This is a genomic window from Rhizobacter sp. Root1238 (genome assembly GCF_001425825.1).
In the GTDB taxonomy this organism is placed as follows: domain Bacteria; phylum Pseudomonadota; class Gammaproteobacteria; order Burkholderiales; family Burkholderiaceae_C; genus Rhizobacter.
In genome coordinates this window covers 123,853-147,803 of record NZ_LMDM01000009.1, presented here as the reverse complement: position 1 = coordinate 147,803, position 23,951 = coordinate 123,853, and the positions used below count along the sequence as shown (strand labels likewise).

18 protein-coding genes and 1 tRNA gene are annotated in these 23,951 nt (G+C 69.9%); 13 read left to right on the top strand and 6 right to left on the bottom strand.

What is annotated here, in order from left to right:
* The first annotated feature begins 11 nt into the window (after window positions 1-11).
* Window positions 12-3,149, top strand: coding sequence for a CusA/CzcA family heavy metal efflux RND transporter (locus ASC98_RS09035; protein WP_056816287.1), 3,138 nt, complete (start codon window positions 12-14; stop codon window positions 3,147-3,149).
* Here the strand turns inward: ASC98_RS09035 and ilvD are convergent.
* Window positions 3,097-4,785 carry a dihydroxy-acid dehydratase gene (gene ilvD, locus ASC98_RS09030; protein WP_056816285.1) on the bottom strand — a complete coding sequence of 563 codons (1,689 nt, stop codon included), beginning with the start codon at window positions 4,783-4,785 and terminating at the stop codon, window positions 3,097-3,099. The two genes, ASC98_RS09035 and ilvD, sit on opposite strands and share 53 nt — an antisense overlap.
* A 100-nt stretch (window positions 4,786-4,885) precedes the next feature.
* Between ilvD and ASC98_RS09025 the strand changes: the two genes are divergently transcribed.
* The 9 genes from ASC98_RS09025 (at window position 4,886) to ligA (ending at window position 16,001) form a co-directional block, all read left to right on the top strand.
* The gene (locus ASC98_RS09025; RefSeq protein ID WP_056816282.1) at window positions 4,886-5,815 is read left to right on the top strand and encodes a LysR family transcriptional regulator; all 930 of its coding nucleotides are present in this window, start codon (window positions 4,886-4,888) and stop codon (window positions 5,813-5,815) included.
* A 61-nt stretch (window positions 5,816-5,876) separates the two neighbouring features.
* Window positions 5,877-6,698: a prolipoprotein diacylglyceryl transferase gene (lgt, locus tag ASC98_RS09020; protein ID WP_056816279.1), complete on the top strand. Its 822-nt coding sequence runs from the start codon at window positions 5,877-5,879 to the stop codon at window positions 6,696-6,698.
* On the top strand, window positions 6,695-7,399 hold the full coding sequence (gene dnaQ / locus ASC98_RS09015; RefSeq protein ID WP_056816750.1) for a DNA polymerase III subunit epsilon: 705 nt from the start codon (window positions 6,695-6,697) through the stop codon (window positions 7,397-7,399). The genes lgt and dnaQ overlap by 4 nt, the downstream gene beginning before the upstream one ends.
* Before the next feature lie 70 nt (window positions 7,400-7,469).
* Window positions 7,470-7,544, top strand: a tRNA-Val gene (locus tag ASC98_RS09010).
* Window positions 7,545-7,660: 116 nt separating this feature from the next.
* Window positions 7,661-8,284, top strand: a complete 624-nt coding sequence (locus ASC98_RS09005; RefSeq protein ID WP_157597649.1) for a hypothetical protein — start codon at window positions 7,661-7,663, stop codon at window positions 8,282-8,284.
* Between the two features lie 419 nt (window positions 8,285-8,703).
* Complete coding sequence (locus ASC98_RS09000; RefSeq protein WP_157597650.1) at window positions 8,704-10,812, top strand: choice-of-anchor Q domain-containing protein; 2,109 nt, start codon at window positions 8,704-8,706, stop codon at window positions 10,810-10,812.
* 128 nt (window positions 10,813-10,940) lie between these two features.
* Entirely contained in the window at window positions 10,941-13,091 is a 2,151-nt protein-coding gene (locus ASC98_RS08995; RefSeq protein WP_056816271.1) for an Ig-like domain-containing protein, read from the top strand.
* A 204-nt stretch (window positions 13,092-13,295) separates the two neighbouring features.
* Entirely contained in the window at window positions 13,296-13,919 is a 624-nt protein-coding gene (locus ASC98_RS08990) for a hypothetical protein (RefSeq protein WP_057479993.1), read from the top strand.
* Between the two features lie 54 nt (window positions 13,920-13,973).
* Window positions 13,974-16,001 (top strand): NAD-dependent DNA ligase LigA, encoded by a 2,028-nt coding sequence (gene ligA, locus ASC98_RS08985; protein ID WP_056816265.1) that lies wholly within the window; start codon window positions 13,974-13,976, stop codon window positions 15,999-16,001.
* 18 nt (window positions 16,002-16,019) lie between these two features.
* Here the strand turns inward: ligA and ASC98_RS08980 are convergent, their stop codons facing one another.
* From ASC98_RS08980 to ASC98_RS08965, 4 genes are all read right to left on the bottom strand, one after another.
* Window positions 16,020-16,766 (bottom strand): metal ABC transporter permease, encoded by a 747-nt coding sequence (locus ASC98_RS08980; RefSeq protein WP_056816262.1) that lies wholly within the window; start codon window positions 16,764-16,766, stop codon window positions 16,020-16,022.
* Window positions 16,763-17,668: a metal ABC transporter solute-binding protein, Zn/Mn family gene (locus ASC98_RS08975; protein WP_056816260.1), complete on the bottom strand. Its 906-nt coding sequence runs from the start codon at window positions 17,666-17,668 to the stop codon at window positions 16,763-16,765. The genes ASC98_RS08980 and ASC98_RS08975 overlap by 4 nt, the downstream gene beginning before the upstream one ends.
* Before the next feature lie 8 nt (window positions 17,669-17,676).
* Window positions 17,677-19,077 carry a hypothetical protein gene (locus ASC98_RS08970; RefSeq protein WP_056816257.1) on the bottom strand — a complete coding sequence of 467 codons (1,401 nt, stop codon included), beginning with the start codon at window positions 19,075-19,077 and terminating at the stop codon, window positions 17,677-17,679.
* Between the two features lie 80 nt (window positions 19,078-19,157).
* On the bottom strand, window positions 19,158-19,496 hold the full coding sequence (locus ASC98_RS08965; RefSeq protein ID WP_056816254.1) for a hypothetical protein: 339 nt from the start codon (window positions 19,494-19,496) through the stop codon (window positions 19,158-19,160).
* Window positions 19,497-19,605: 109 nt separating this feature from the next.
* Here ASC98_RS08965 and def point away from each other — a divergent pair, with 109 nt between their 5' ends.
* Both def and ASC98_RS08955 read left to right on the top strand, forming a co-directional pair.
* A complete protein-coding gene (def, locus tag ASC98_RS08960) occupies window positions 19,606-20,148 on the top strand; it encodes a peptide deformylase (protein ID WP_056816252.1) in 543 nt (180 codons plus the stop codon).
* A gap of 218 nt (window positions 20,149-20,366) precedes the next feature.
* Window positions 20,367-22,565, top strand: coding sequence for a DUF6600 domain-containing protein (locus ASC98_RS08955; RefSeq protein WP_056816250.1), 2,199 nt, complete (start codon window positions 20,367-20,369; stop codon window positions 22,563-22,565).
* A gap of 24 nt (window positions 22,566-22,589) precedes the next feature.
* Here the strand turns inward: ASC98_RS08955 and ASC98_RS08950 are convergent, their stop codons facing one another.
* Window positions 22,590-23,249 (bottom strand): arylesterase, encoded by a 660-nt coding sequence (locus ASC98_RS08950; protein ID WP_235581213.1) that lies wholly within the window; start codon window positions 23,247-23,249, stop codon window positions 22,590-22,592.
* Between ASC98_RS08950 and ASC98_RS08945 the strand changes: the two genes are divergently transcribed.
* Window positions 23,248-23,931, top strand: a complete 684-nt coding sequence (locus tag ASC98_RS08945; protein WP_056816248.1) for an ABC transporter ATP-binding protein — start codon at window positions 23,248-23,250, stop codon at window positions 23,929-23,931. The genes ASC98_RS08950 and ASC98_RS08945 overlap by 2 nt on opposite strands.
* Window positions 23,932-23,951 lie beyond the last annotated feature (20 nt).

The window sequence follows — 23,951 nt, the reverse complement described above, 5'->3', positions numbered from 1 at the left end:
CGGAGCGATCCATGTTCGAACGCATCATTCACTTCTGCATCGCGCAGCGCTGGCTGGTCATGCTGGGCGTCGCCGGGATGGCGGCCCTCGGCGCCTGGAACTTCACGCGGCTGCCGGTCGACGCGGTGGTCGACATCTCCAGCGTGCAGGCGGTCATCAACACCGAGGCGCCCGGCTATTCGCCGCTCGAGACCGAGCAGCGCATCACCTACCCGATCGAGCGCGTGATGGCGGGGCTGCCCGGGCTGCAGCAGACGCGGTCGCTGTCGCGCTACGGCCTGTCGCAGGTGACGGTGATCTTCCGCGACGGCACCGACATCCACTTCGCCCGCCAGCTCGTCAACCAGCGGCTGCAGGAGGCGCGCGACCAGCTGCCGCGCGGCGTCACGCCGAGCATGGGGCCGATCTCGACCGGCCTCGGCGAGATCTACCTGTGGACGGTGGAGGCCCGCCCCGGCGCGAAGAAGCCCGACGGCACGCCGTACACGCCGACCGACCTGCGCGAGATCCAGGACTGGGTCATCAAGCCGCAGCTGCGCAACGTGCCCGGGGTCACCGAGGTCAACTCGATCGGCGGCTTCGAGCGGCAGTACGTCGTCGCTCCCGACCTGGAGCGCCTCGGTGCCCGCGGGCTGGGCCTGGCCGACGTGGTGGCGGCGCTGGAGAAGAACAACGGCAACCAGGGGGCCGGCTACATCGAGCGGCGCGGCGAGCAGGTGCTGGTGCGCGCGCCGGGGCAGGTGCGCTCGGTCGACGACATCGGCGACATCCTGGTCGGGCCGGGCGTGCGGGTGCGCGACGTCGCGCAGGTGGAGACGGGCCGCGAGCTGCGCACCGGCGCCGCCACCGAGAACGGCCGGGAGGTGGTGCTCGGCACGGTGTTCATGCTGATGGGCGAGAACAGCCGCAGCGTCTCGCGCGCGGTCGACCGGCAGATGGCGGCCATCAACACCACGCTGCCCGACGGCGTGCAGGCGGTCACCGTCTACGACCGCACGACGCTGGTCGACAAGGCCATCGCGACCGTGCGCAACAACCTGCTCGAAGGCGCGGTGCTGGTGACCGCGATCCTGTTCGCGTTCCTCGGCAACCTGCGCGCGGCGCTGGTGGTGGCGATGGTGATTCCGCTGGCGATGCTGTTCACCTTCAGCGGCATGGTGGGCCGCGGCATCAGTGCCAACCTGATGAGCCTCGGGGCGCTCGACTTCGGCCTGCTGATCGACGGCGCCATCGTCGGTGCCGAAGGCGCGATCCGCCGGCTCGCGCACGCGCAGGCGAAACACGGGCGGCTGCTGACGCGGGCCGAGCGCTTCCACGAGGTGGCGCTGGCGGCGAAGGAGACGCGCCGGCCGCTGTTGTTCGGCCAGCTGATCATCATGGTGGTCTACCTGCCGATCCTCGCGCTCACCGGCGTCGAGGGAAAGATGTTCCATCCGATGGCCTGGACGGTGCTGCTGGCGCTGCTCGGCGCGATGCTGCTGTCGTTCAGCTTCGTGCCGGCCGCGATGGCCTTGTGCATGGGCGGCCGCGTGGCCGAGCAGGACAACCGCCTGATGGTGCGGGCGCGCCAGTGGTACGAGCCGGCGTTGCGGGCCGCGATGGCGAATGCGCCGGTGGTGCTGGCGTTTGCCGGGGTGGCGGTGCTGTTCTCGCTGGCGGTGGCAAGCCGGCTCGGCAGCGAGTTCGTGCCCAACCTCGACGAAGGCGACCTCGCGATCCAGGCGCTGCGCATCCCGGGCACCAGCCTGACGCAATCGGTCGAGATGCAGAAGCAGCTCGAGGCCCGGCTGGTGGCCGCCTTCCCGGAGATCGAACGCGTCTTCGCGCGCACCGGCACCGCGGAGATCGCGGCCGACCCGATGCCGCCGAACATCTCCGACGGCTACATCATGCTGAAGCCGGTCGACCAGTGGCCCGAGCCGCGCAAGACCCGCGAGCAGCTGGTGGCGGCGATCCGCGACGAGGCGGCCCGTCAACCGGGCAGCCAGCACGAGCTGTCGCAGCCGATCCAGCTGCGCTTCAACGAGCTGATCTCGGGGGTGCGCTCCGATGTCGCCGTCAAGGTCTTCGGCGACGACCAGCAGGTGCTCGACGCGACCGCGGCGCGCCTGGCGGCGGTGTTGCAGGCGGTGCCGGGCGCGACCGACGTGAAGGTGGAGCAGACCGGCGGCCTGCCGATGCTGTCGGTGCAGATCGACCGCGGCCGCGCCGCGCGCTACGGGCTGAACCTCGGCGAGGTGCAGGAGACGGTGGCCGCGGCCATCGGCGGGCGCGAGGCGGGCACGTTCTTCCAGGGCGACCGGCGCTTCGACATCCTGGTGCGGCTGCCGGAGGCGGTGCGACAGGACATCGACGCGCTGCGCCGGCTGCCGATCGCGCTGCCGGCCTCGTCATCGGGGCCGGCCTACGTGCCGCTGGGCGAGATCGCATCGCTGGACCTCGCGCCGGGGCCGAACCAGGTCTCGCGCGAAGACGGCAAGCGCCGCGTCGTCGTCAGCGCCAACGTCAGCGGGCGCGACCTCGGCAGCTTCGTCGCCGAGGCCCAGGCCGCGCTGGCCGCGGTGAAGGTGCCGGCCGGCTACTGGACGGCCTGGGGCGGCACGTTCGAGCAGCTGGCGTCGGCCACGCAGCGGCTGCAGGTGGTGGTGCCGCTGGCGCTGCTGCTGGTGTTCGCGCTGCTGTTCGCGATGTTCGGCAGCGTGCGCGACGGGCTGCTGGTGTTCACCGGCATCCCGTTCGCGCTGACCGGCGGCGTGCTGGCGCTGTGGCTGCGCGGCATGCCGCTGTCGATCTCGGCGGCGGTCGGCTTCATCGCGCTGTGCGGCGTCGCGGTGCTGAACGGGCTGGTGATGCTGTCGCACATCCGCAGCCTGCGCGAGAACGGCATGGGGCTGGACGAGGCCATCCGCGACGGCGCGCTGACGCGCCTGCGGCCGGTGCTGATGACGGCGCTGGTGGCCTCGCTCGGCTTCGTGCCGATGGCGCTGGCCACCGGCACCGGCGCCGAGGTGCAGCGGCCGCTGGCGACGGTGGTGATCGGCGGCATCCTGTCGTCGACCGCCCTCACGCTGCTGGTGCTGCCGGTGCTGTACCGGCTCAGTCGATCCTGTCGAGCACCGCGCCCTGGCTGGCGCTGGCTGCGTTCTTGAAGAACTTGGCCATCACGCCGCGGGTGTAGCGCGGCGGCGGCGGCGTCCATGTGGCGCGCCGCTGTGCCAGCACCGCGTCGCTGACGTTCAGCTGCAGCGTCAGCGTGTGGGCGTCGATCGTGATCGAGTCGCCCTCGTGCACCAGCGCGATGGTGCCGCCGGCGTACGCCTCGGGCGCGACGTGGCCGACCACCATGCCCCAGGTGCCGCCGGAGAAGCGGCCGTCGGTGACCAGCCCGACCGATTCGCCGAGGCCCTGGCCGATCAGCGCGCCGGTGGGGGCCAGCATCTCCGGCATGCCCGGGCCGCCCTTCGGGCCGAGGTAGCGCAGCACCATCACGTCGCCGGCGACGATCTTGCGGGCCATGATCGCGGCCAGCGCCGACTGCTCGTCGTCGAACACCCGCGCCGGGCCGGTTATCACCGGGTTCTTCAGGCCGGTGATCTTGGCCACGCAGCCTTCGGGCGACAGGTTGCCCTTCAGGATCGCCAGGTGGCCCTCGGCGTACATCGGGTTGTCGATGGTGCGGATCACGTCCTGGTCGGCGCGCGGCACGTCGGGGATGTCGGCCAGGTTCTCGGCCACCGTCTTGCCGGTGATCGTCATGCAGTCGCCGTGCAGCAGGCCGGCCTTCAGCAGCACCTTCATGACCTGCGGGATGCCGCCGGCGCGGTGCAGGTCGACCGCCAGGTACCGGCCCGAAGGCTTCAGGTCGCACAGCACCGGCACCTTGCGGCGCACGCGCTCGAAGTCGTCGATCGTCCACTCGACCTCGGCCGCATGGGCGATCGCCAGGAAGTGCAGCACCGCATTGGTCGAGCCGCCGGTGGCCATGATCACCGCGACCGCGTTCTCGATCGACTTCTTCGTGACGATGTCGCGCGGCTTCAGGTCGGCCTTCACCGCCTCGACCAGCGCGCGCGCCGCCGCCTTCGCGGTGTTGGCGGTCTCGTCGTGCGGGTTGGCCATCGTGCTGCTGAAGGGCAGGGCCATGCCGAGCGCCTCGAACGACGAGCTCATCGTGTTGGCGGTGTACATGCCGCCGCACGAGCCGCTGCCGGGGATCGCGCGGCGCTCGATCTCGCAGAAGTCTTCCTCGCTCATGTTGCCGGCGCTGAACTGGCCGACCGCCTCGAACACGCTGACGATGTTCAGGTCCTGGCCCTTGTAGCGGCCCGGCAGGATGGTGCCGCCGTAGACGTAGATCGCCGGCACGTTGGCGCGCAGCATGCCCATCATGCCGCCGGGCATGTTCTTGTCGCAGCCGCCGACCACCAGCACGCCGTCCATCCACTGGCCGCCGACGCAGGTTTCGATGCAGTCGGCGATCACCTCGCGCGACACCAGGCTGTACTTCATGCCTTCGGTGCCCATCGCCATGCCGTCGCTGATGGTCGGCGTGCCGAAGATCTGCGCATTGCCGCCGGCTTCCTCGATGCCGGCCACCGCGGCGTCGGCCAGCTTCTGCAGCCCGGAGTTGCACGGCGTGATCGTCGAATGGCCGTTGGCCACGCCGATCATCGGCTTCTTGAAGTCGCCTTCCTGATAGCCGAGCGCGTAGTACATCGAACGGTTCGGTGCGCGCGCGACGCCTTCGGTGATGTTCTTCGAACGGCGGTTGACGGGGCTGCTCATCGGGATGTCTCCTGGCGGATGCTCGGGGGGAGCGTGAGTATCGATCGCGTGCAGAATGTCGTCCAATATATCCAGCGTGGTGGATTGATATGTCCTGTGTATGAGTGAAGAGTTCCGCGTGCCGGCGATCGAGCTGCGCGCATGGCGGCAGTTCCTGGTGCTGGCCGAGACGCTGCATTTCGGCCGTGCGGCGCAGCAGCTGAACATGACGCAGCCGCCGCTGACGCTCGCGATCCGCCAGATCGAGGCCCGGCTGGGCACGGCACTGTTCGACCGCACGCGCCGGCGCGTCGCGCTGACGCCGGCCGGCGAGGCGCTGGTGTCGCCGGTGCGCCAGCTGCTGCAGCAGGCCGCGGCGCTGGTGGCGGTGGCCGGTGCGGCCGGCAGCGGCGCGGTCGGGCGGCTGCGGCTCGGCTTCGTGTCGACGGTCGGCTTCGGGCCGCTGCCGGGCTGGCTGCGCGACTTCCGGCTCGCCGAGCCCGGCATCCATGTCGAGCTGCGCGAAGCCACCACCGACGTGCAGCTCGCCGCGCTGTCGCAGCGCGAGGCCGATGCCGGCTTCGTGCTGCACGCCCCGGGCATGCTGCCGGCGCCGGCGCTCGAGCACCTGTCGCTCGGCACCGAGCCGCTGGTGCTGGCGCTGCCGGCCGCATCCCCGCTGGCCGGCGCGCGCCGGCTGGCGCTGCCGGCCCTGCTGGCGCAGCCGCTGATCATCTTCCCGCGGGCGATCGCGCCGTCGATCCACGATGCGGTGGTCGCGTTCTACCACCGTCACGGCGCGACGCCGGTGATCGGCCAGGAGGCGATCCAGATGCAGACCATCGTCAACCTGGTGTCGGCCGGGCTGGGCCTCGCGTGGGTGCCCGAATCGGTGACCCAGCTGCGGCGCGACGGCGTGCTGTACCGGCGGCTGCCGCCGTCGCTGGCGGGCGCGGCGCCGCAGTCCGAAACCAGCCTGGTGTGGCCGGGCGATGCGGGGCCGGTGGTCGAGCGCTTCGTGCGATTCGTGCGCGCATCGTTGACCGGCTGAGCGGGCGGCCCGAGCTGCGGTATCGTTCGCCTGCTTCAGCATTGCCCGGCTCCCCACACCCATGCTCGTTCACCCGAAATTCGATCCCGTCGCGCTGCAGGTCGGCCCGCTGGCCATCCACTGGTACGGCATCACCTACCTGGTCGCCTTCGGGCTCTTCCTGTGGCTCGCGTCGATCCGCGTGCGGCAGACGCAGTTCGCGCAGGCCGGCTGGACCCGCCGCGACGTCGAGGACCTGCTGTTCTACGGCGTGCTGGGCGTCGTGATCGGCGGCCGGCTCGGCTACGTGCTGTTCTACAAGCCGGGCTACTACGCCAGCCATCCGCTCGAGATCTTCTCGGTCTGGAAGGGCGGCATGGCCTTCCACGGCGGGCTGCTCGGCGTGATCGCCGCGATGGGCGTGTTCGCCTGGATGCGCAAGCGGCCGTTCTGGCAGGTCACCGACCTGATCGCACCGTGCGTGCCGACCGGCCTCGCGTCCGGGCGCATCGGCAACTTCATCAACGGCGAGCTGTGGGGCCGCTTCGCGTCGCCGGACCTGCCGTGGGGCATGGTGTTTCCGGAATCGGGCAGCACGCAGCCGCGCCATCCGTCGCAGCTCTACCAGTTCGGCATGGAAGGCCTGCTGCTGTTCGCGTTCCTCTGGTGGTTCTCGCGCAAGCCGCGGCCGATGGGCCAGGTGTCGGGCGTGTTCCTGATCGGCTACGGGCTGTGCCGCTTCGCCGCGGAGTTCTTCCGCGAGCCGGATGCCTTCCTCGGCATCCTCGCGCTCGGCATGAGCATGGGCCAGTGGCTGTGCGTGCCGATGATCCTCGCCGGCGTCGTGCTGTGCGTCTGGTCGGCGCGGCGCGGCGTGCCGGCGGGCGAGAAGGTGGCCGCATGAGGCAGGTCTTCTTCGACACCGAAACCACCGGCCTGAGCCCCGAATCGGGCGACCGCATCATCGAGATCGGCTGCGTCGAGATGGTCAACCGGCGGCTCACCGGCAACACCAAGCACTTCTACGTCAACCCGCAGCGCTCGAGCCATGAAGACGCGGTGAAGATCCACGGGCTGACCGACGAATTCCTGGCCGACAAGCCGCTGTTCGCCGCGATCGCCGACGAGCTGATGGACTTCCTGGCGGGCGCCGAGGTCATCATCCACAACGCCGGCTTCGACGTCGGCTTCATGAATGCCGAGCTGCGCCGGCTCGGCCGCCGGCCGTTCGCGGAGTGCGTGGCGGGCGTCAGCGACAGCCTGCTGATGGCGCGCGAGATGTTCCCCGGCAAGTCGAATTCGCTCGATGCGCTGTGCAAGCGCCTGGAGGTCGACAACTCGAACCGCTCGCTGCACGGCGCGCTGCTCGACGCCGGGTTGCTGGCCGAGGTCTACATCAACATGACGCGCGGGCAGAACTCGCTGGTCATCGATGCGGGCGGCAGCTCGTCGCAGGACATCGTCATCGCGGCGATCGACTTCAGCAGCTTCGACCTGCCGGTCATCGTCGCGAACGACGAGGAGCTGGCGGCCCACGAGAAACAGCTCGCCGATCTCGACAAGGCTTCCGGCGGCAAGACGGGGTGGCGCCAGCTTGTGGCATAATCCGTGGCTTCGCGGATGACGAGACAGCAATGTCCACAAGCAGCGCGAAGCCGGTGATCGAAAGACACTCGGGCGGTTAACTCAGCGGTAGAGTGCCACCTTCACACGGTGGAAGTCGCAGGTTCGAACCCTGCACCGCCCACCAGCTCGATCACCACGAAACAAGCAGCACGACGTGCTGCTTTTTTTTGCCCGCGTCTTTCTGCCCGCCGGTTCGGCCGTGACCGGAGTCATCATTCGCCGCAGATATAGTTGATCGGCATGCCCAGCATTCAACGCTTCTCGACCCGCGCGCTGGCCGTGCTGTGCGCCGTTGCCGCCTGCGCCGCGGCGCACGCCGGCCCGCCGGATGGCGACCTGTTCGGCTACAAGCTCGGCGCACCGTACGCCGTCGGCGAGCTGACGCAGCAGCGCACGCGCGTCTCGCCGATGGTCGAGATGGTGATCGACCGGCCCGACAAGGCGCCCGAGTTCAAGGCGGTCGAGCTGCTCGCGACACCGAAGAGCCTGACGCTGCTCAGCGTGCACGGCGTTGCCGATTTCGCCGATGAAACCCAGGCGCGCGCGTTCGCGGCCCGCCAGTCCGCACAGATCGCCAGCGCCTACGGCGACAAGTGCCCGAAGAGCCCGTCCTTCATGAACGACCTGGTGAAGCTGCTGTGCCCGGGCGGGCTGGAGCTGTCGGTGTCGTACTACCCGCCCGATGCATCGCGGGTGCAGCACAAGGTGCACCTGGGCCTGCGATTGGCGCCCGACAGCGAGGCCGGGCGCCGCCTGAGCCGCCTGGCGGAACAGGAATCGACGGCGCCCGCCGCCGATGTGGATTCGGCGCAACGCGGCGACAAACCAAAAGCCGATACCCCGGCCGCGAAGCAGTCGCCGTAATAGGCGCCCGAACGGGCCCCTTCTTCGAAAACACGCAGGTTCGGATCGCCAGGATTGGCAGGCTTTCGCCTTGCTATTTTCCGAGCGCAATCAAGGACTTATCGTCAGCCAGGGGCGGTTTTGTAGCGAAAGCCTACGAGTCTGTAACTGAATCTGAAACAAGTCGGACGTCGGATAAACCCTACATCGCTCCATCGTGATTTCCGATGGATGGGGCGATCCCCCTCTGCCACCCCCGTGAACAAGGGGGTGCCGCCTGCATTCGAGCGCTTGCAAAAACAAAAGCCCCTGATCTGACTTCCCGTAACAGGGCTCACCTCTGGTCGTTCAAAGATTCGTCCCAGCCGTCGAAACAGGGATGCCGCATCGACGGGCGCAGGGATTGGCCCGGCGTTTGGATTGGCTAGAGGAGCTATCGAATGAGTTGGTTTCACAAGGTGTTGGGCGCGTTCTGCGTGACGGCCGTGCTGGCCGGATGCGGCGGGTCCTCGACGGATCAAGGCACGGATGCAGCGGATGCTGCGGGTGCCACCGAATCGGCCGAAGCCCTGCGCGTTGCCGCGGCAGCCGGCACGCGCTACACGCTGACGGTGTCCGGCCAGGCCGGCGGCCTGATCGGCTCGCAGCCGGCAGGCATCGTCTGCGGCGAAGGCAACACCACCTGCACGGCCAGCTTTGCCGCCGGCACGCAGGTGATGATCGGCCACCGCGCCAGCAGCGGCTACACCTTCAAGGGCTGGAGCGGCGGTTCGTGCTCGGGCACCGAGTTCTGCTACGTGACGATGAGCCAGAACCGCTCGGTCGCCGGCAGCTTCGTCTCGAACAGCACCCCGACCCCGACGCCGACCCCCACGCCGACGCCGACCCCGACCCCGACCCCGACCCCGACCCCCACGCCGACTCCCACGGTCACCTACCCGTTGGCGATCACCGTCACCGGCAGCGGCTCGCTGACGTCGAGCCCGGCCGGCGTGTCGTGCAGCGCGTCGTGCACCAGCGTCTTCTACTCCGGCACGCCGGTCACGCTGAACCCGGCACCGGCTGCCGGCTACAGCTTCAGCGGCTGGAGCGGCGCCTGCTCGGGCACCGGCACCTGCACGGTGCAGATGAATGCGGCGGCCGCGGTCGGCGCATCGTTCACCGCCACCTCCACCGGCGGCGGTTCGGGCGGCAGCGGCGGTTCCGGCACCGCGCCGGGCACCGGCACCGGCAAGGCCTACTTCGTGGCAACCACCGGCAGCGACAGCAACGCCGGCACGCTCGCGGCACCGTTCAAGACCATCAACAAGGCCGTCGGCCTGGCCAGCGCCGGCGACACCATCGACGTGCGTGCCGGCACCTACACCGAGAGCGTCGTGATCCGCCGCCAGGGCAGCGCCACGAAGTGGATCTCGCTGCGCGGCTACAACGGCGAGCGTCCGGTGATCAAGAGCACGAGCTCGGGCCCGACCGTGTACTTCTACAACTCGGCCTGCGATGAAGACGCGGTCGGCGACGGCAGCGGCAACACCGACTGCTACCCGATGTACTGGGTGGTGCAAGGCCTGGAGATCCAGGGCAGCGCCGCCGGCGGCAGCGACGGCAACGCGATCAAGATCGACACGCCGAAGGTCAAGCTGGTGGGCAACCGCCTGTGCTGCAGCGTCGCCGACATCGTCAAGCTGGTGCGCACGTCCAACGACGTCGAAGTGCTCGACAACGAGATCTGGCAAGACGCGTCGAAGGTCAAGCCGGGCAGCAACGCCCAGGGTGTCGACATCGTCGGTGCGGACCGCGTCCGCGTCGCCGGCAACTACATCCACGACGTGCCGGACATCGGCGTCTACGCCAAGGGCAATGCCCGCAACCCGATCTTCGAGAACAACCGCCTCGTCAACATCGGCAACGCCAACAACGGCCATGCGCTGATGCTGGGCCAGGAGACCGACGACTACCGCCTGGTCGACGGCAAGTACGAGACCTATGACGGCATCGTCCGCAACAACGTCGTGGTCGGGTCCACCTGGGCCTGCCTCGCGACCTCGTCGTCGAGCAACGCCCGCTTCTACAACAACAGCTGCTACGACACCGGCAAGCTGATGCACGGTTCGATCTTCCTCTCCAACGAGTCGGAAGTCGGCCAGGCCGGCACCAACGTCTACTTCGGCAACAACATCGTCTACGGCTCGTCGGCCAAGCCGGTGGTGAAGATCGGCTCCAACGCGATGACCGACTACAAGACGCTGGTCTTCGACCACAACGTCTACTACACCAGCACGGGCAACCCGACCTTCTCGAGCGACGACTTCTCCGGCGTCAACTTCGCGACCTGGCTCACCAAGTACAAGGCGCTGAGCGGCCGCGACGACAGCGGCAGCAAGGTGGCCGATCCGAAGTTCTCGACCACCACCGGCAGCACCCCGCTGACGCTGTCCAGCGGCAGCCCGGCGGTCGATGCCGGCGCGAACCAGTCGCTGGTCCCGACCGACTCCCGCGGCGTGCAGCGCGCTCAGGGGGCAACCACGGACATCGGCGCCTACGAGTACTGATGTCAACCAGGCGCCGGCGATCCTGCCGGCGCCTTCCTCGATCAACACATGCGGCCGATGCGGCCGCTGAAGCCCAGCCCGGCGATCCACGCGATCGGGCCTGGACCGGGCTTGTCTGGAGCTAGTCAATGAACAGGGTGAACAAGGTGTTCGGTGCGATGTCGCTGGCGATGATGCTGGCGGCTTGCGGCGGCGGAAGCAACGGCAGCACCACGACGGTGGCTGCGTCCGAAGTCGATCCCGAACTGGCGGCCACCGGCGCGACCGAGGGTGCGCAGGCCGTCGACAGCAGCTACTACACCGCGCGTCCGATCACCGTCACGGTGACCGGCCCCGGCATGGTGGGCAACATGGTGGGCGGCGTGCTCGGGCCGATGAACTGCGGCAACGGCGGCACGGCCTGCTCGGTGAAGTACTCGGCCTACACCTCGGTGCTGCTGGGCGCGCTGCCCAACAGCGGCATGGTGTTCCTCGGCTGGGGCGGCGCCTGCTCCGGCACGGCCAACACCTGCACGCTGACCAACAGCCAGTCCCGCGTGGTCACGGCCAAGTTCGGCCCGGCCGGTACCACGACCCCGCCGACCAGCCCCACCAAGTACCGCCTGAATGTCAGCACCAGCGGCTCGGGCACGGTGACCTCGGGTGCCGGCGGCATCAACTGCGGCGCCGACTGCAGCGAAGACGTGACGCCGAACGCGGCGGTCACGCTGACCGCGGCGCCGGCGGCCGGCTTCAAGCTGAGCGCCTGGGGCGGCGACTGCGCCGGCAGCGCCAGCACCTGCAGCATCACGATGAGCCAGGCGCGCGACGTCAGCGCGAGCTTCGTCGTCGCCGACACGACCGCGCCGACGGTGGCGAGCGCCACGCCCGGCGCCGGTGCCACCGGCGTTGCAGTGACCGCGCCGGTCAAGGTGACCTTCAGCAAGACGCTGGACTGCTCGACGGTCTCGGGCCAGACCTTCAAGGTCGGTTCGGTGTCGGGCACGATCGCGTGCACCGGCAACACCGCGACCTTCACGCCGACCGCGGCCCTCGCGACGGCGGCGCAGTACCCGGTGGCGCTGACCGCCGGCACGAGCGGCATCAAGGACACCGCCGGCAACGCGCTCGCCGGCACCACCAGCTGGAATTTCACGACCGCTTCGGCGACCACCACGCCGCCGACCACGCCGCCCACCACGCCCCCGGCGAGCGGCGGTGCCTTCAGCTTCCTGGCCTACGGCGACAGCCGCTCGGGCAACGGCTGCGGCGGCAACACCGTGCACATCGGGCTGGTGAACCGGATGGTCAACGAATCGGCCGCCTTCGTGTTCAACCTCGGCGACATGGTCACCGGCTACGACAAGTCGACCAACTGGGTGCAGCGCGGCGATTGCCCGAGCGACGCCTCGAAGGGCAGCTTCAAGGAAATCATCGCGCCGCTGCAGAACAAGACGCCGGCCGCCGGCGTGCCGACGTACTACTTCCCGGTGGTCGGCAACCACGACGACAACTTCGGCGACGGCTGGTATCCGGACAAGTTCGGCAACGGCTTCTGCGACGTGTTCGACCCGAAGAAGATCGGCATCCCGAACCACACGCAGAACAAGGCCTACTTCAAGGACTGGACCACCTCGGGCGTCACGCACTACACCGACGACCAGTTCTACCAGCTGGCCTGCGCGAAGACCCGCAGTGGCGTCTATCCGGACTACATGTACTACTCGTTCGACTACAAGGGCACGCACTTCGTGGTGCTGCGCCTGAACTCGGACTATTACGACCTGAACGAGTGCTCGAGCAACTGCACGGCCGCCAACGAAGGCAACTACGACGCCTACTACTACAAGCACCAGCTCGACTGGCTGCGCTACGACCTGGCGCAGGCTGCCGCGAACACCGGCATCCAGAACACCATCGTGCTGATGCATGCGCCGCTGATCTCGTACTCCGACGGCCATGCGCCGAACGCCTCGTGGCCGACGCTGATCAAGGACTTCAGCAAGTACCCGAAGGTGAAGATGGTGATCTCGGGCCACAGCCACGTGTACGAGCGCTCGGTGCCGGTGTATGCCGACGACGCGAACCCGAACGGCGTGCGTGACGATGCCAAGGGCACCGTCTACACGGTGACCGGCGGCGGCGGCTCGGCCCTCGCGGGCTTCAACAAGGTCGGCGCGTTGAACGCGAAGGCCACCGCGGCCTACCACTACATGCGCATCGACGTCGACGGCGGCAAGGTCAGCGTGAAGACGATCGGCCAGGACGGCGCGGTGCTCGACACCTTCACGACGCGCTGAGCAGGTCCATCCGACGAGGCCCGGCGTGCGATGCACGGCCGGGCTTTTTCGTCAACGGCGCAGTCTGGGCAGCAATTCTCGAAGACGCGCATTGGTAACGATTCGGCCCGACAGACCACTCAATGAAGTGGCAGCGGCGCCGAAACAAGTCAGGTCACACGGACCTTGCGATGGGTGCAAGGCCGGGCGTGGTTGGAGCAGGGAATGAAGAGTTTGAGCAAGACGGCCGGCGCATGCCTGCTGATGGCACTGCTGGCTGCATGCGGTGGTGGGGGTGGTGGCAGCGATGCGGCCGATGCAGCTCGCGCGGCCGATGACGCCGTGACGGTCGGTCAGGCGACTCCGCCGACGACGCAGCCGGCGACGGATCCTTCGGCGCCACAGACCCCGGACGACGCGGCAACGCCACCGGTGGCCGGGCAGGACGCGGCACCGACGCAAGACGTGGCGGCCGGCGCCGAACCGGTCTCCGGGGTGGCCTCCGAGTTCGTCGCCAGCGTGGCGACCGACGCGTGGGTGCAGACCTGGAACGACGCGGAGCTGGATGCCTACTATCCGCTGCGCCCGATCCGGGTGCTGGTGACCGGCCAGGGCACGGTGGGCAACTCGGTGCGCGGCAACGCCGGCACGATGAGCTGCGTGCAGGGCGGCACCAACTGCAACGCGATCTACACGAAGTACAAGACGGTGCTGCTGAGCGCGGTGCCGAAGGCCGGCCAGGTGTTCCGCGGCTGGGGCGGTGCCTGCATCGGCTCCGGCAAGCGCGACACCTGCGAGATCCGCAACTACATGCTGCACAACGTCACCGCGAGCTTCGGTCCGGCCTGAAGTTGGGGGGAGGCTGCCGCGGGGAGCGGGCTGGCCGGCCTCTAAACTGGCGGCATGGCACCGACCTCTTCCCAGCGCGCCGCCGAGCTGCGCGCCCAGCTGAACCACCACGCGCACCTCTACTACGTGCTCGACGCACCGGCCCTGCCGGACGCCGAGTACGACAAGCTCTTCCAGGAGCTGCAGGCCCTCGAAGCCGCGCACCCTGAACTGCTGACCCCGGACTCGCCGACGCAGCGTGTCATCGGTGCCGTGCTGCCCTGGCTGACGCCGGTGCAGCACGTCGTGCCGATGCTGTCCATCACGACGGAAACCGACACGACCGAGGGAGGCGCGATCGCGTTCGACGCCCGCGTGCGCCGCGAGCTGGGGCTGAAGGAGGGCGACGCGCCCGTCGACTACAACGCCGAGCTGAAGTTCGACGGCCTGGCGATCAACCTGCGCTACGAAGACGGCGTGCTGGTCCAGGCGGCCACGCGCGGCGACGGCGAGACCGGCGAGGACGTCACGCACAACGTGCGCACGATCGGCCAGATTCCGTTGCGTCTGCACGGGGATGCCCCGCCGCCGGTGCTCGAGGTGCGCGGCGAGGTCTACATGCGCCGCGACGCCTTCGAGGCGCTGAACGAGCGCCAGCGCAGCAAGGGCGACAAGACCTTCGTGAACCCGCGCAACACCGCGGCCGGTGCCATCCGCCAGCTCGATTCGCGCCAGGCGCGCGACAAGCCGCTGAGCTTCTACGCCTACGGGCTGGGCGAGGTGCAGGGCTGGGCGCTGCCGGCGACGCAGTCGGGCCTGCTGGATGCGCTGGCGGGCCTCGGCCTTCCGGTCAACGAGTTGCGCACGGTGGCCACCGGCACGGCCGGCCTGGTCGCCTTCCACCAGCGCGTGGCCGAGGCGCGCGACGGCCTGCCCTTCGACATCGACGGCGTGGTCTACAAGGTCGATTCGCGCGAGCTGCAGCAGAAGCTCGGCTTCAAGACCCGCGAGCCGCGCTGGGCGGTGGCCCACAAGTACCCGGCCCAGGAGCAGGTGACGACGCTGCTGGCCATCGACGTGCAGGTGGGCCGCACCGGCAAGCTGACGCCGGTGGCGCGGCTGGACCCGGTCTTCGTCGGCGGCACGACGGTCAGCAACGCGACGCTGCACAACGTGTTCGAGATGCGCCGCAAGGGCGTGCGGGTGGGCGACAAGGTGATCATCCGCCGTGCCGGCGACGTGATTCCCGAGGTCGTCGGGCGCGTGCCGGGCGCGCGCGCGGGCTATGTCCCCAACTTCCACATGCCGAGGGCCTGCCCGATCTGCAAGAGCGAGGCGACCCGCGAGAAGGGCGGCATCGAGTACCGCTGCACCGGCGGCGTCTTCTGCCCGGCCCAGCGCAAACAGGCCCTGCTGCACTTCGCCGGCCGCCGCGCGATGGACATCGAGGGACTGGGCGACAAGCTGGTCGAACAGCTCGTCGATGCCGGCATCGTGTCGAGCCTGCCCGGGCTGTACAAGCTCGGCGTCGCGAAGCTGGCGGCGCTGGACCGCATGGCCGACAAGAGCGCGCAGAACATCGTCGACGCGCTGGAGAAGAGCAAGGCGCCGACGCTTGCGCGCTTCCTGTTCTCGCTGGGCATCCGCCAGGTCGGCGAGACGACGGCCAAGGACCTGGCGCGCCATTTCGGCACGCTGGACAAGCTGATGGCGGCCAGCGTCGAGCAACTGCTGGAGGTGCCCGACGTGGGTCCCATCGTCGCGGCCAGCGTGCGGACCTTCTTTGCCCAGCCGCACAACCGCGAGGTCATCGAGCAGCTGCTGGCGGCCGGCGTGCAACCCAGGGAGAGCGTGGGCGAGGGCGACGACCGCCCGCGCCCGCTGCTCGGCAAGACGGTGGTGCTGACCGGCACGCTGCCGGTGTGGTCGCGCGACGAGGCCAAGGATGCGATCGAGGCGGCCGGCGGCAAGGTGTCCGGCTCGGTCTCGAAGAAGACGCACTACGTCGTCGCGGGTGAAGAGGCCGGCAGCAAGCTGGAGAAGGCGCGCGAGCTGGGCGTCGAGGTCATCGACGAGGCGGCGCTGCGGGCGCTTCTTCAGTAGCCGGGATGCGCATCCCGGCTACGACACGGCATGCACTGCCATCGCGAGCAGCGCCAGGCACCACACGATCAATGCCCCGGCCGGCAGGTCGAATGCAGACGACAGCACGAGCCCGATCGCATAGCCTGCAATGCCGATGCCATACGCCAGCGCCAGTCGCCGCGACTCGCGGTGCCTGCGCGTGCCCAGGCTCGGAACGATCAGCGTCGCGAAAACCAGGTAGACGCCCACCAGCTGCACCGACACCGTGACCGCCAGCGCGAACAGCAGGTAGAAGCCGGCCCGCTCGACCAGTGCGCGCGCGCCGAACCACAGCCCGAGGATCGCGAGCGTCACCACCGCCGGGATCGCCAGTTGCGCATAGCCGACCCACAGGATCTGCCCGGCCAGCAGGTCGCGCAGGTGCTCGCCGCCGTGCGGGTTCTTCGCCAGCAGCAGGATCCCTGCGGTGGCGGCCAGCACGAACAGCACGCCGATCTGCGCCTCCTGCACGTCGGGCCACTTCTTCTCGGTCCAGGTCAGCAGCAGTGCGCCGGCCAGCGCCGCGAGTGCCGCCGCCACCTGCACCTGCCAGCCGTTCGGGTCGATGTCGAGCAGCCCGGCGACGATCACCCCCAGCGCGGCGATCTGCGCGATCGCCAGGTCGATGAAGACGATGCCCTTGCGCAGCACCTGCGCACCCAGCGGCACATGCGTCGCGACGACCAGCAGCCCGGCGGCGAAGGCCGGCGCGAGGATCGCGAAATCGATCGGCGCCACCGTCATTTGGCCGCCTCCAGCAGCAGCGCGATGCTGCTGTCGAACAACCCGAACAGGTCACTCGCCTTGTCGTTGCCGCCGACGGTGAACGGCAGCGCGACGGCCGGGATCTTCGCGTGCTCGGACAGCCACTTCGACGCGCGCGGGTCTTCGTAGGCGGCCCGCACCACCATCTTCGCCGGCTGCTGCGCGAGCAGCGCGCTCAGCTCGGTCAGGTGGCCGGCGCTCGGCTCGACGCCGGGCTTCGGCTCCAGCGTCGCGATCTCGCGCACGCCGAGCCAGTTCCACAGGTAGCCCATGTTCTTGTGGTGCGCGACGACCACCACGCCCTTCAGCGGCCTGGCTTGCGCCTCCCAGCGCTGCTGCGCCGCGGCCCAGCGGGTGTTGAAGTCCTGCAGCCGCTGCTGGTAGGTGGCCGCATTGGCGGCATCGAGCTGCGCGAGCCGCGCGCCGAGCGCGGCCGCCACCTTCGCGATGTTGCGCGGGTCCTGCTGGATGTGCGGATTGCCCTGCGCATGCACGTCGCCGTCGCCGCGGTCCAGGCGCGTGGGCACCTCCAGCGGCGCGACGAAGCGGCCGGCCTCGAACATCGCCGGCGCACCGGGCGACAGCTTCGCATTGCCGGACTGCTGGATGAGCACCGGCAGCCAGCCGATCTCCAGCTCCATGCCGGTGCACACCAGCAGGTCGGTGCCGCGCACGCGGGCGATCAGGCTGGGGCGGGCCTCGATGTGGTGCGGGTCCTGCAGCGCGGTGGTGGCCGACGACACGTTGAGCTTGTCGCCGCCGAGCTCTTTCGCGAGCGCGGCCCATTCGGGTTCGCAGGCGACGACGTTCAGCGCGGCCTGCGCCTGCAGCGCGCAGCCGGCGAGGGCCGCCAGCGCGAGGGTCTTCAGCAAGGGAGTCATGCGGTGTCCTAGAACGAGTGGGCACCATGGGCGCCGAGGCTCATGATGTATTGGAGGAAGAGCTGCCGGTCGGTCGCGTCGCCGCGGCTGCGGTCGTTCGCGAGCTGCAGCCGGAAGCGGCTGAACTCCGACAGCGAGTAGTCGACCATCAGCGTGCTGCGCGTCGGCGTCGCGTGCTGCAGCACCGGCAGGTCGGCCGCATTCAGCGTGCCGTCGTCGACGAGGCCGATGCCGAGGCGGCCGGCGTCGAGCCGGTCGTAGCGCGCGCCGACCCGCCACTGCGGCATGAACTGATACACCGCCTGCAGGTACCAGCCGCTCTGCGTGCTGCGGTAGCCGCCGAGCGCGGCGCCCTGGGCCAGCGTGCCGTCTTCGGTGCGGCGGAAGTACTCGCCCTGCAGCTTCAGGTTCTCGCGCGTCGCGTTGCCGCCCGGGGCCCATTTGTAGATCGCGTCCGCCACCCAGGTGGTGCTGTGGCCGCTGAACGATGCGCCGTGGTCGTCGCCGTTCGCGTCGAGGTCCTCGTAGCGCCAGTCCTGCGCGCGTTGCCGTAACACCGACAGCCCGGCCCGCCAGCTCGCGCTGTCGCCGACGTCGTCGCCGAGGTGGGCGAACAGCGCGGCCGAGCCGATGCCGTTGCGGCCGGTGTCGTTGCCGGGGAAGGTCGCGCCGGAGCCGACTTCGGCGCCGAGCTCGACGAAGCGCTCGGTCGGCGCGAGCCAGTGCAGGTGCAGCCCGTCGGTCTTCAGCGGCCCGCCGAAGAAGGCCTGGTAGGCCAGCGGCGCATCGACGAAATCCCAGGCATGCGCATGCTGGCTGTTCAGGTAGCCGATCGACGACAGGAAGCGCCCGCCCTTCAGCGTGGCGCCGTCGAACAGGCCCTGGCGCTCGAAGACCGCCTCTTCGACGCTGACGGTGTCGTCGCCAGTCAGCGAGAAGGTCAGGTGGCCGCTGAAGGTCGGGTCGATGGTCGCGGCGAAGCCGAGCTCGGACTCGCCGAGCTGGAAGCTGCGCCGGCCGGGGCCGACCTCGCCGCCCGACGGCATGAAGCCCTGCAGCCGGTAGCGCGCCGGGTCCTGCGACAGGTTGGCGTAGGTGCCGTTGAGGATCAGCGAGACCGCCGGGTTGAAGGCCGATGCCGAGGTGGCGGCTGCGGCAGCGGCCGGTGCCGGTGCGGGCGGCGGTGCCTCGGCCGGCACGGCGGCCGGCGCGGCCTGCTGCAATTGCAGCAGCTTCTGCTCCATCGCCTGCAGCCGGGCCTCGTAGGACTGGCGCAGGTCGGCGATATCTTTCTTCAGCTGCTCGACATCGGAGGCCGGGTCGGCGAGCGCGTGCTGGGGCCAGGCCAGCGCGGCGGCCAGGCCCAGCGAGGAGCCCAGGCCGGCGGCCCAGGTGCGGTGGAGGTGCATGGGATGCGTCCTGCAGACGGTCTGCGGGTGATCGAGCGCCGGCAGGCGCCCGGGGGGCGCGCGTCGGCGGCGGAGACGGATCAGGCGCGTGGCGTCGGCGGCCCGCGGGCGCGGGTGGCGATCGGCGTGGCGCCGTCCCAGGCACCGGCAGGCAGCGGCGCGGCCAGCGGTGCCGCGTCGGCGCAGGCCGTCCAGTCGAAATGCGCCGGAACCGCCGCGTCGAGCTGTGCGAACGCGAGGCAGGCGTCGCACACCTTGTCGGATTGCGACTGCCGTTCCTTGCCGGCCGGGTCTGCCGGCTGGGCAGGACTGGCCGGGGCCGCCAGCCCGTGCGACAGCGCGTGCGCGAGCCACAGCTGCGGGGTCAGCAGGACCGACCCGACGAGCAGGGCAAGGCGGAGGAAGCGGAGGGCGGCCATCGAAGGTGTGTTGCGCGCAGGCCGCCGAAAATAGCACACGCCGGCAGGGCTGCACCCGATTCACGACAATGCACGGTCGATGCGACGACTCTGCAAAGGATGCTGACCGATGACCGTGCGCGAGATCCTCAAGATGGGCGACCCCCGGCTGCTGCGCGTGGCGCCGCCGGTGCCGCGCGAGCAGCTGGGCAGCCGCGAGCTGCAGCAGCTGATCGACGACATGTTCGACACGATGCACCATGCCAATGGCGCCGGGCTGGCGGCACCGCAGATCGGCGTCGACCTGCAGCTGGTGATCTTCGGCTTCAAGAACAACACCCGCTATCCCGATGCGCCGGCGGTGCCCGAGACGGTGCTGATCAACCCGACGATCGTGCCGCTGTCCGACGAGCGGGAAGCAGGCTGGGAAGGCTGCCTGTCGGTGCCGGGGCTGCGCGGTGTCGTGCCGCGCTACGCGCGCATCCGCTACACCGGCCTGGATCCGCAGGGCAACCTGATCGACCGCGAGGCCGAGGGTTTCCATGCCCGCGTCGTGCAGCATGAATGCGACCACCTGATCGGCAAGCTCTATCCCACGCGGATCGAGGACTTCAGCAAGTTCGGATTCACCAGCGTGCTGTTCCCCGAGCTGGATCCGAACGACGATGACTGAATCTTTGCGAAGAAAGGTTTCTGTCGTCAGCCGCGCAGCCTTCTGACACGTTGTGCGCCAGGAACCTCGTCGGTTCCCGACGGTCCCACCGGACCGTGACCATGCAACGTGAGGAGCTCGCCGTGCCGAACAGCACCCGAAACGCTACATCCGCCCGCATGAGCCCGCCGGGCCGTCCCAAGGGCGAATACCGGAGTGCGCAGCACGGAGGTACCCCAGTGGCCGCCCGGCCCGCGCGCTGGCTGGGCCTGGTGGTCGGCTTGATGCTGATCTCGCTGATGGCGGTGTTCGCGCAGCCCGCGCGCGCCGCCGACGAAGACCCGCCGGGCCGGGTCGGCCGGCTCTCCGAAGTCGACGGCGCCGTCTGGGTCTATGCCCCCGAGAGCGCCGAATGGATCGCCGCGGCGCGCAACCGCCCCGTCACCACCGGCGACCGGCTGTCGACCGAGAAGGACGGCCGCGCCGAGATCCGCATCGGCTCGACCACGCTGCGCGTCGCCGCCAACACCGAGGTCGAGGTGCTGCAGCTCGACGACAACCACCTGAGCCTGCAGCTGCTGAGCGGCAGCTTGTCGGCCCGGCTGCGCACGCGCGAGTCGGCCAATGAATTCGGCATCGCCACCGGCGAGGGGCGCTTTCGCACCGACCGCACCGGCAGCTACCGCTTCGACCGCATCGACGACACCAGCCAGGTCACCGTGGTGAGCGGACAGGCGCAGTTCGAAGGCGACCGCACCGCGTTGACGGTGATGCCGAACCAGCGCGCCGAGTTCTGGCGCGACAAGCCCGACGCGCCGACGCAGTACAGCATCACCGATCCGGTGCGCGACCCGTTCTCCGACTGGGTGGCCTCGCTCGACCAGCGCGAGGAGCGCAGCGTCTCGACCCGCTATGTCTCGCCCGAGATGACCGGCGTCGAAGACCTGGACCGCTACGGCCGCTGGGAACAGAGCCCCGACTACGGCGCGATCTGGATCCCGCGCAACGTCGCGCCGGACTGGGCGCCGTACCGCATGGGCCACTGGGCCTGGGTCAATCCGTGGGGCTGGACCTGGGTCGACGACGCGCCGTGGGGCTTCGCGCCGTTCCACTACGGCCGCTGGGTGTGGCACCGCAGCGCCTGGTGCTGGACGCCGGGCACCTACATCGCGCGCCCGGTGTACGCACCGGCGTTGGTGGCCTGGGTGGGCGGGCCGAACCTGAGCCTGTCGATCTCGGTCGGCAACTCGCCGTCGGTCGGCTGGTTCCCGCTCGCTCCGCGCGAGGTCTACGTGCCGGGCTATCGCGTCAGCCCGCGCTACATCCGCAACGTCAACGTGACCCACGTGACCAACATCACCAACGTCACGAACATCATCAACAGCCCGGGCGCGGTGGTGCAGCAGACGCACTACGTCAACCGCGGCATGCCGCATGCGGTGACGGTGGTGCCGGCCGTGGTGATGGAACGCCGCCAGCCGGTGGCGCCGGCGATGACCCGCGTCAACGACCGCGTGCTGCGCGACATGGGCCGCGAGCGGCCGCGCGTCGATGCGCCGGTGCCGATGCCGATGCCGGCACGGGGCGAGGGCGGTGGGCGGCGGGTCGAAGATCCGCGCACCGGGCGCATCAGTTTCGCGCCGAACCCGCAGCAGCCGGTGCCACCGCCGCCGGGGCGCCGCGAGAACAACGGTGGCCGGGGCGACAGCCTCGGTCGCGTCGAACCCAATGTTCCTGTCAACAACGGCGGTCGAGGCGATGGCAATGGCCGCGGCGACAACAACGGCCGCGGCGAAGGCGGCTGGGGCCGTCCGGAACGGCCCAACGCGCCGGGGCAGCAGCCGCAGGCACCGGTGGCGGTGCAACAGCCGCAGCAACCGCAGCAGCCCGGCTTGACGCCGCGCCCGCGCCCGGGCCGCGACGTGCCCGACAACGCCGAGCGGCCCGATGGCAACCGCCCGCCGGTCGCGAATGCGGCCCAGCCGCCGGCACCGACGGTGAACACGCCCGACCGCCGCCATCCGATGCCGGTGAACCAGAACGGCGAGTCGCGCGGCAACCCGCGTGGCGAGCGCTTCGAGCGACCGGCGCCGGTGGGCGGCCAGCCGCAGCTGCAGCCGCGCCCGGTGCCGCAGCAGCAGCAGCCGGCGGCGCCGCAGGTGCAGCGTCCGAGCCCCCCGCAGGTGCAACAGCCCGCGCAGCCGCAGGCCCCGCAGCGTCCTCAACCGCAGCCGCAACCGCAAGCGCCGCAACCGCAACCGCAACCGCAACCGCAACCGCACCCGCAGCCGCAGCCGCAGCCGCAGCGCATGCCCGAGGTGCGCCCGCCGCAGCAAGTGCAACCGCGCCAGGAGCAGCCGCGCGTCGAGCAGCGGCAGGAACGGCAGGAGCGCCAGGACCGGCCGGAGCGCCGCAACGAGCGCGAGAACAACCGCTGACGAACGGCGGCAGTCCGCCGCCGTTCAGCCCAGCAGCGGCTTGAGGCCCGCCCAGACGTTGTCGAGCATCGTCGGGTGGGCCTTCGCGATCGGGTGGATGCGATCGGGCTGGAACATCGCGTCGGCCTGCGGCGAATCGGCCACGCCCTTCAGCAGGAACGGCACGAGGCCGGTGTCCTCGGTCTTGGCCACCTGCGCGAACAGCGCCGCGAAATCGGCACCGTACTGGCGGCCGTAGTTCGGCGGCACCTGCATGCCGACCACCAGCACCTTGGCGCCGGCCTGCTTGGCCGCGCGCACCATCGCGAGCAGGTTGTCGCGCGTCATCGAGAGCGGCAGGCCGCGCAGTGCATCGTTGCCGCCGAGTTCGATCACGACGACACCCGGCTGGTGCTGCTTCAGCAGCGCCGGCAGGCGCGAGCGGCCGCCGGAGGTGGTGTCGCCGCTGATGCTGGCGTTGACGACGCTGGCGGCGATCTTGTCGCGCGCGAGCCGCTCGCCGAGCAGCGCGACCCAGCCCTCGCCGCGCTGCAGCCCGTACTCGGCCGACAGGCTGTCGCCCAGCACCAGCACGCGGCGCGGCGCGGCAGCGCGAGCCCCCGGCAGCGCGCCGGCCGCGGCAAGCAAGGTACAGTGAACCAGCAACGCGCGTCGCGTGAGCCGTCTACCTGCAGAAGCATTCATGTCCGAATCCATCATTTCCGTCGAGCGCGTCACCAAGCAGGTGCAGGACTCGACCGGTGTGCTGACCATTCTCCACGAGATCGACTTCGCGCTCGCCGCGCGCCAGTCGGCGGCCATCGTCGGTGCGTCCGGCTCGGGCAAGAGCACCTTGCTGTCGATCATCGCGGGCTTGGACACGCCGAGCACCGGAACGGTTCGCCTGGCCGGCCACGATCTTTTTGCGCTCGGCGAGGATGCCCGCGCCGCGGTCCGGGCCGCGCAGCTCGGCTTCGTGTTCCAGAGCTTCCAGCTGCTCGGCAACCTGAACGCGCTCGAGAACGTGATGCTGCCGCTCGAGCTGCAGGGCCGCAACGATGCGCGCGCGCTGGCCACCGAGATGCTGCGCCGCGTGGGCCTCGGCGAGCGGCTGTCGCACTACCCGAAGGTGCTGTCGGGCGGCGAGCAGCAGCGCGTCGCGCTGGCGCGCGCCTTCGTCGTGAAGCCGGCGGTGCTGCTGGCCGACGAGCCCACCGGCAGCCTCGATTTCGCGACCGGCGAGAAGGTGATGGAGCTGATGTTCGAGCTGAACCGCGAATCGGGCACGACGCTGGTGCTGGTCACGCACGACCGCAGCATCGCGGCGCGCTGCGACCGGCAGCTGCACATCGAGGCGGGGCGGCTGGTGGTGGCCGAGGCGGCGTGAGCTGCTGACCGGGCGGCCAT

Coding starts and splice junctions, on each gene's coding strand:
- ASC98_RS09035 (WP_056816287.1), top strand. CDS start 12: ATGTTCGAACGCATCATTCACTTCTGCATCGCGCAGCGCTGGCTGGTC.
- ilvD (WP_056816285.1), bottom strand. CDS start 4,785: ATGAGCAGCCCCGTCAACCGCCGTTCGAAGAACATCACCGAAGGCGTC.
- ASC98_RS09025 (WP_056816282.1), top strand. CDS start 4,886: ATGAGTGAAGAGTTCCGCGTGCCGGCGATCGAGCTGCGCGCATGGCGG.
- lgt (WP_056816279.1), top strand. CDS start 5,877: ATGCTCGTTCACCCGAAATTCGATCCCGTCGCGCTGCAGGTCGGCCCG.
- dnaQ (WP_056816750.1), top strand. CDS start 6,695: ATGAGGCAGGTCTTCTTCGACACCGAAACCACCGGCCTGAGCCCCGAA.
- ASC98_RS09005 (WP_157597649.1), top strand. CDS start 7,661: ATGCCCAGCATTCAACGCTTCTCGACCCGCGCGCTGGCCGTGCTGTGC.
- ASC98_RS09000 (WP_157597650.1), top strand. CDS start 8,704: ATGAGTTGGTTTCACAAGGTGTTGGGCGCGTTCTGCGTGACGGCCGTG.
- ASC98_RS08995 (WP_056816271.1), top strand. CDS start 10,941: ATGAACAGGGTGAACAAGGTGTTCGGTGCGATGTCGCTGGCGATGATG.
- ASC98_RS08990 (WP_057479993.1), top strand. CDS start 13,296: ATGAAGAGTTTGAGCAAGACGGCCGGCGCATGCCTGCTGATGGCACTG.
- ligA (WP_056816265.1), top strand. CDS start 13,974: ATGGCACCGACCTCTTCCCAGCGCGCCGCCGAGCTGCGCGCCCAGCTG.
- ASC98_RS08980 (WP_056816262.1), bottom strand. CDS start 16,766: ATGACGGTGGCGCCGATCGATTTCGCGATCCTCGCGCCGGCCTTCGCC.
- ASC98_RS08975 (WP_056816260.1), bottom strand. CDS start 17,668: ATGACTCCCTTGCTGAAGACCCTCGCGCTGGCGGCCCTCGCCGGCTGC.
- ASC98_RS08970 (WP_056816257.1), bottom strand. CDS start 19,077: ATGCACCTCCACCGCACCTGGGCCGCCGGCCTGGGCTCCTCGCTGGGC.
- ASC98_RS08965 (WP_056816254.1), bottom strand. CDS start 19,496: ATGGCCGCCCTCCGCTTCCTCCGCCTTGCCCTGCTCGTCGGGTCGGTC.
- def (WP_056816252.1), top strand. CDS start 19,606: ATGACCGTGCGCGAGATCCTCAAGATGGGCGACCCCCGGCTGCTGCGC.
- ASC98_RS08945 (WP_056816248.1), top strand. CDS start 23,248: ATGTCCGAATCCATCATTTCCGTCGAGCGCGTCACCAAGCAGGTGCAG.
- ASC98_RS08950 (WP_235581213.1), bottom strand. CDS start 23,249: ATGAATGCTTCTGCAGGTAGACGGCTCACGCGACGCGCGTTGCTGGTT.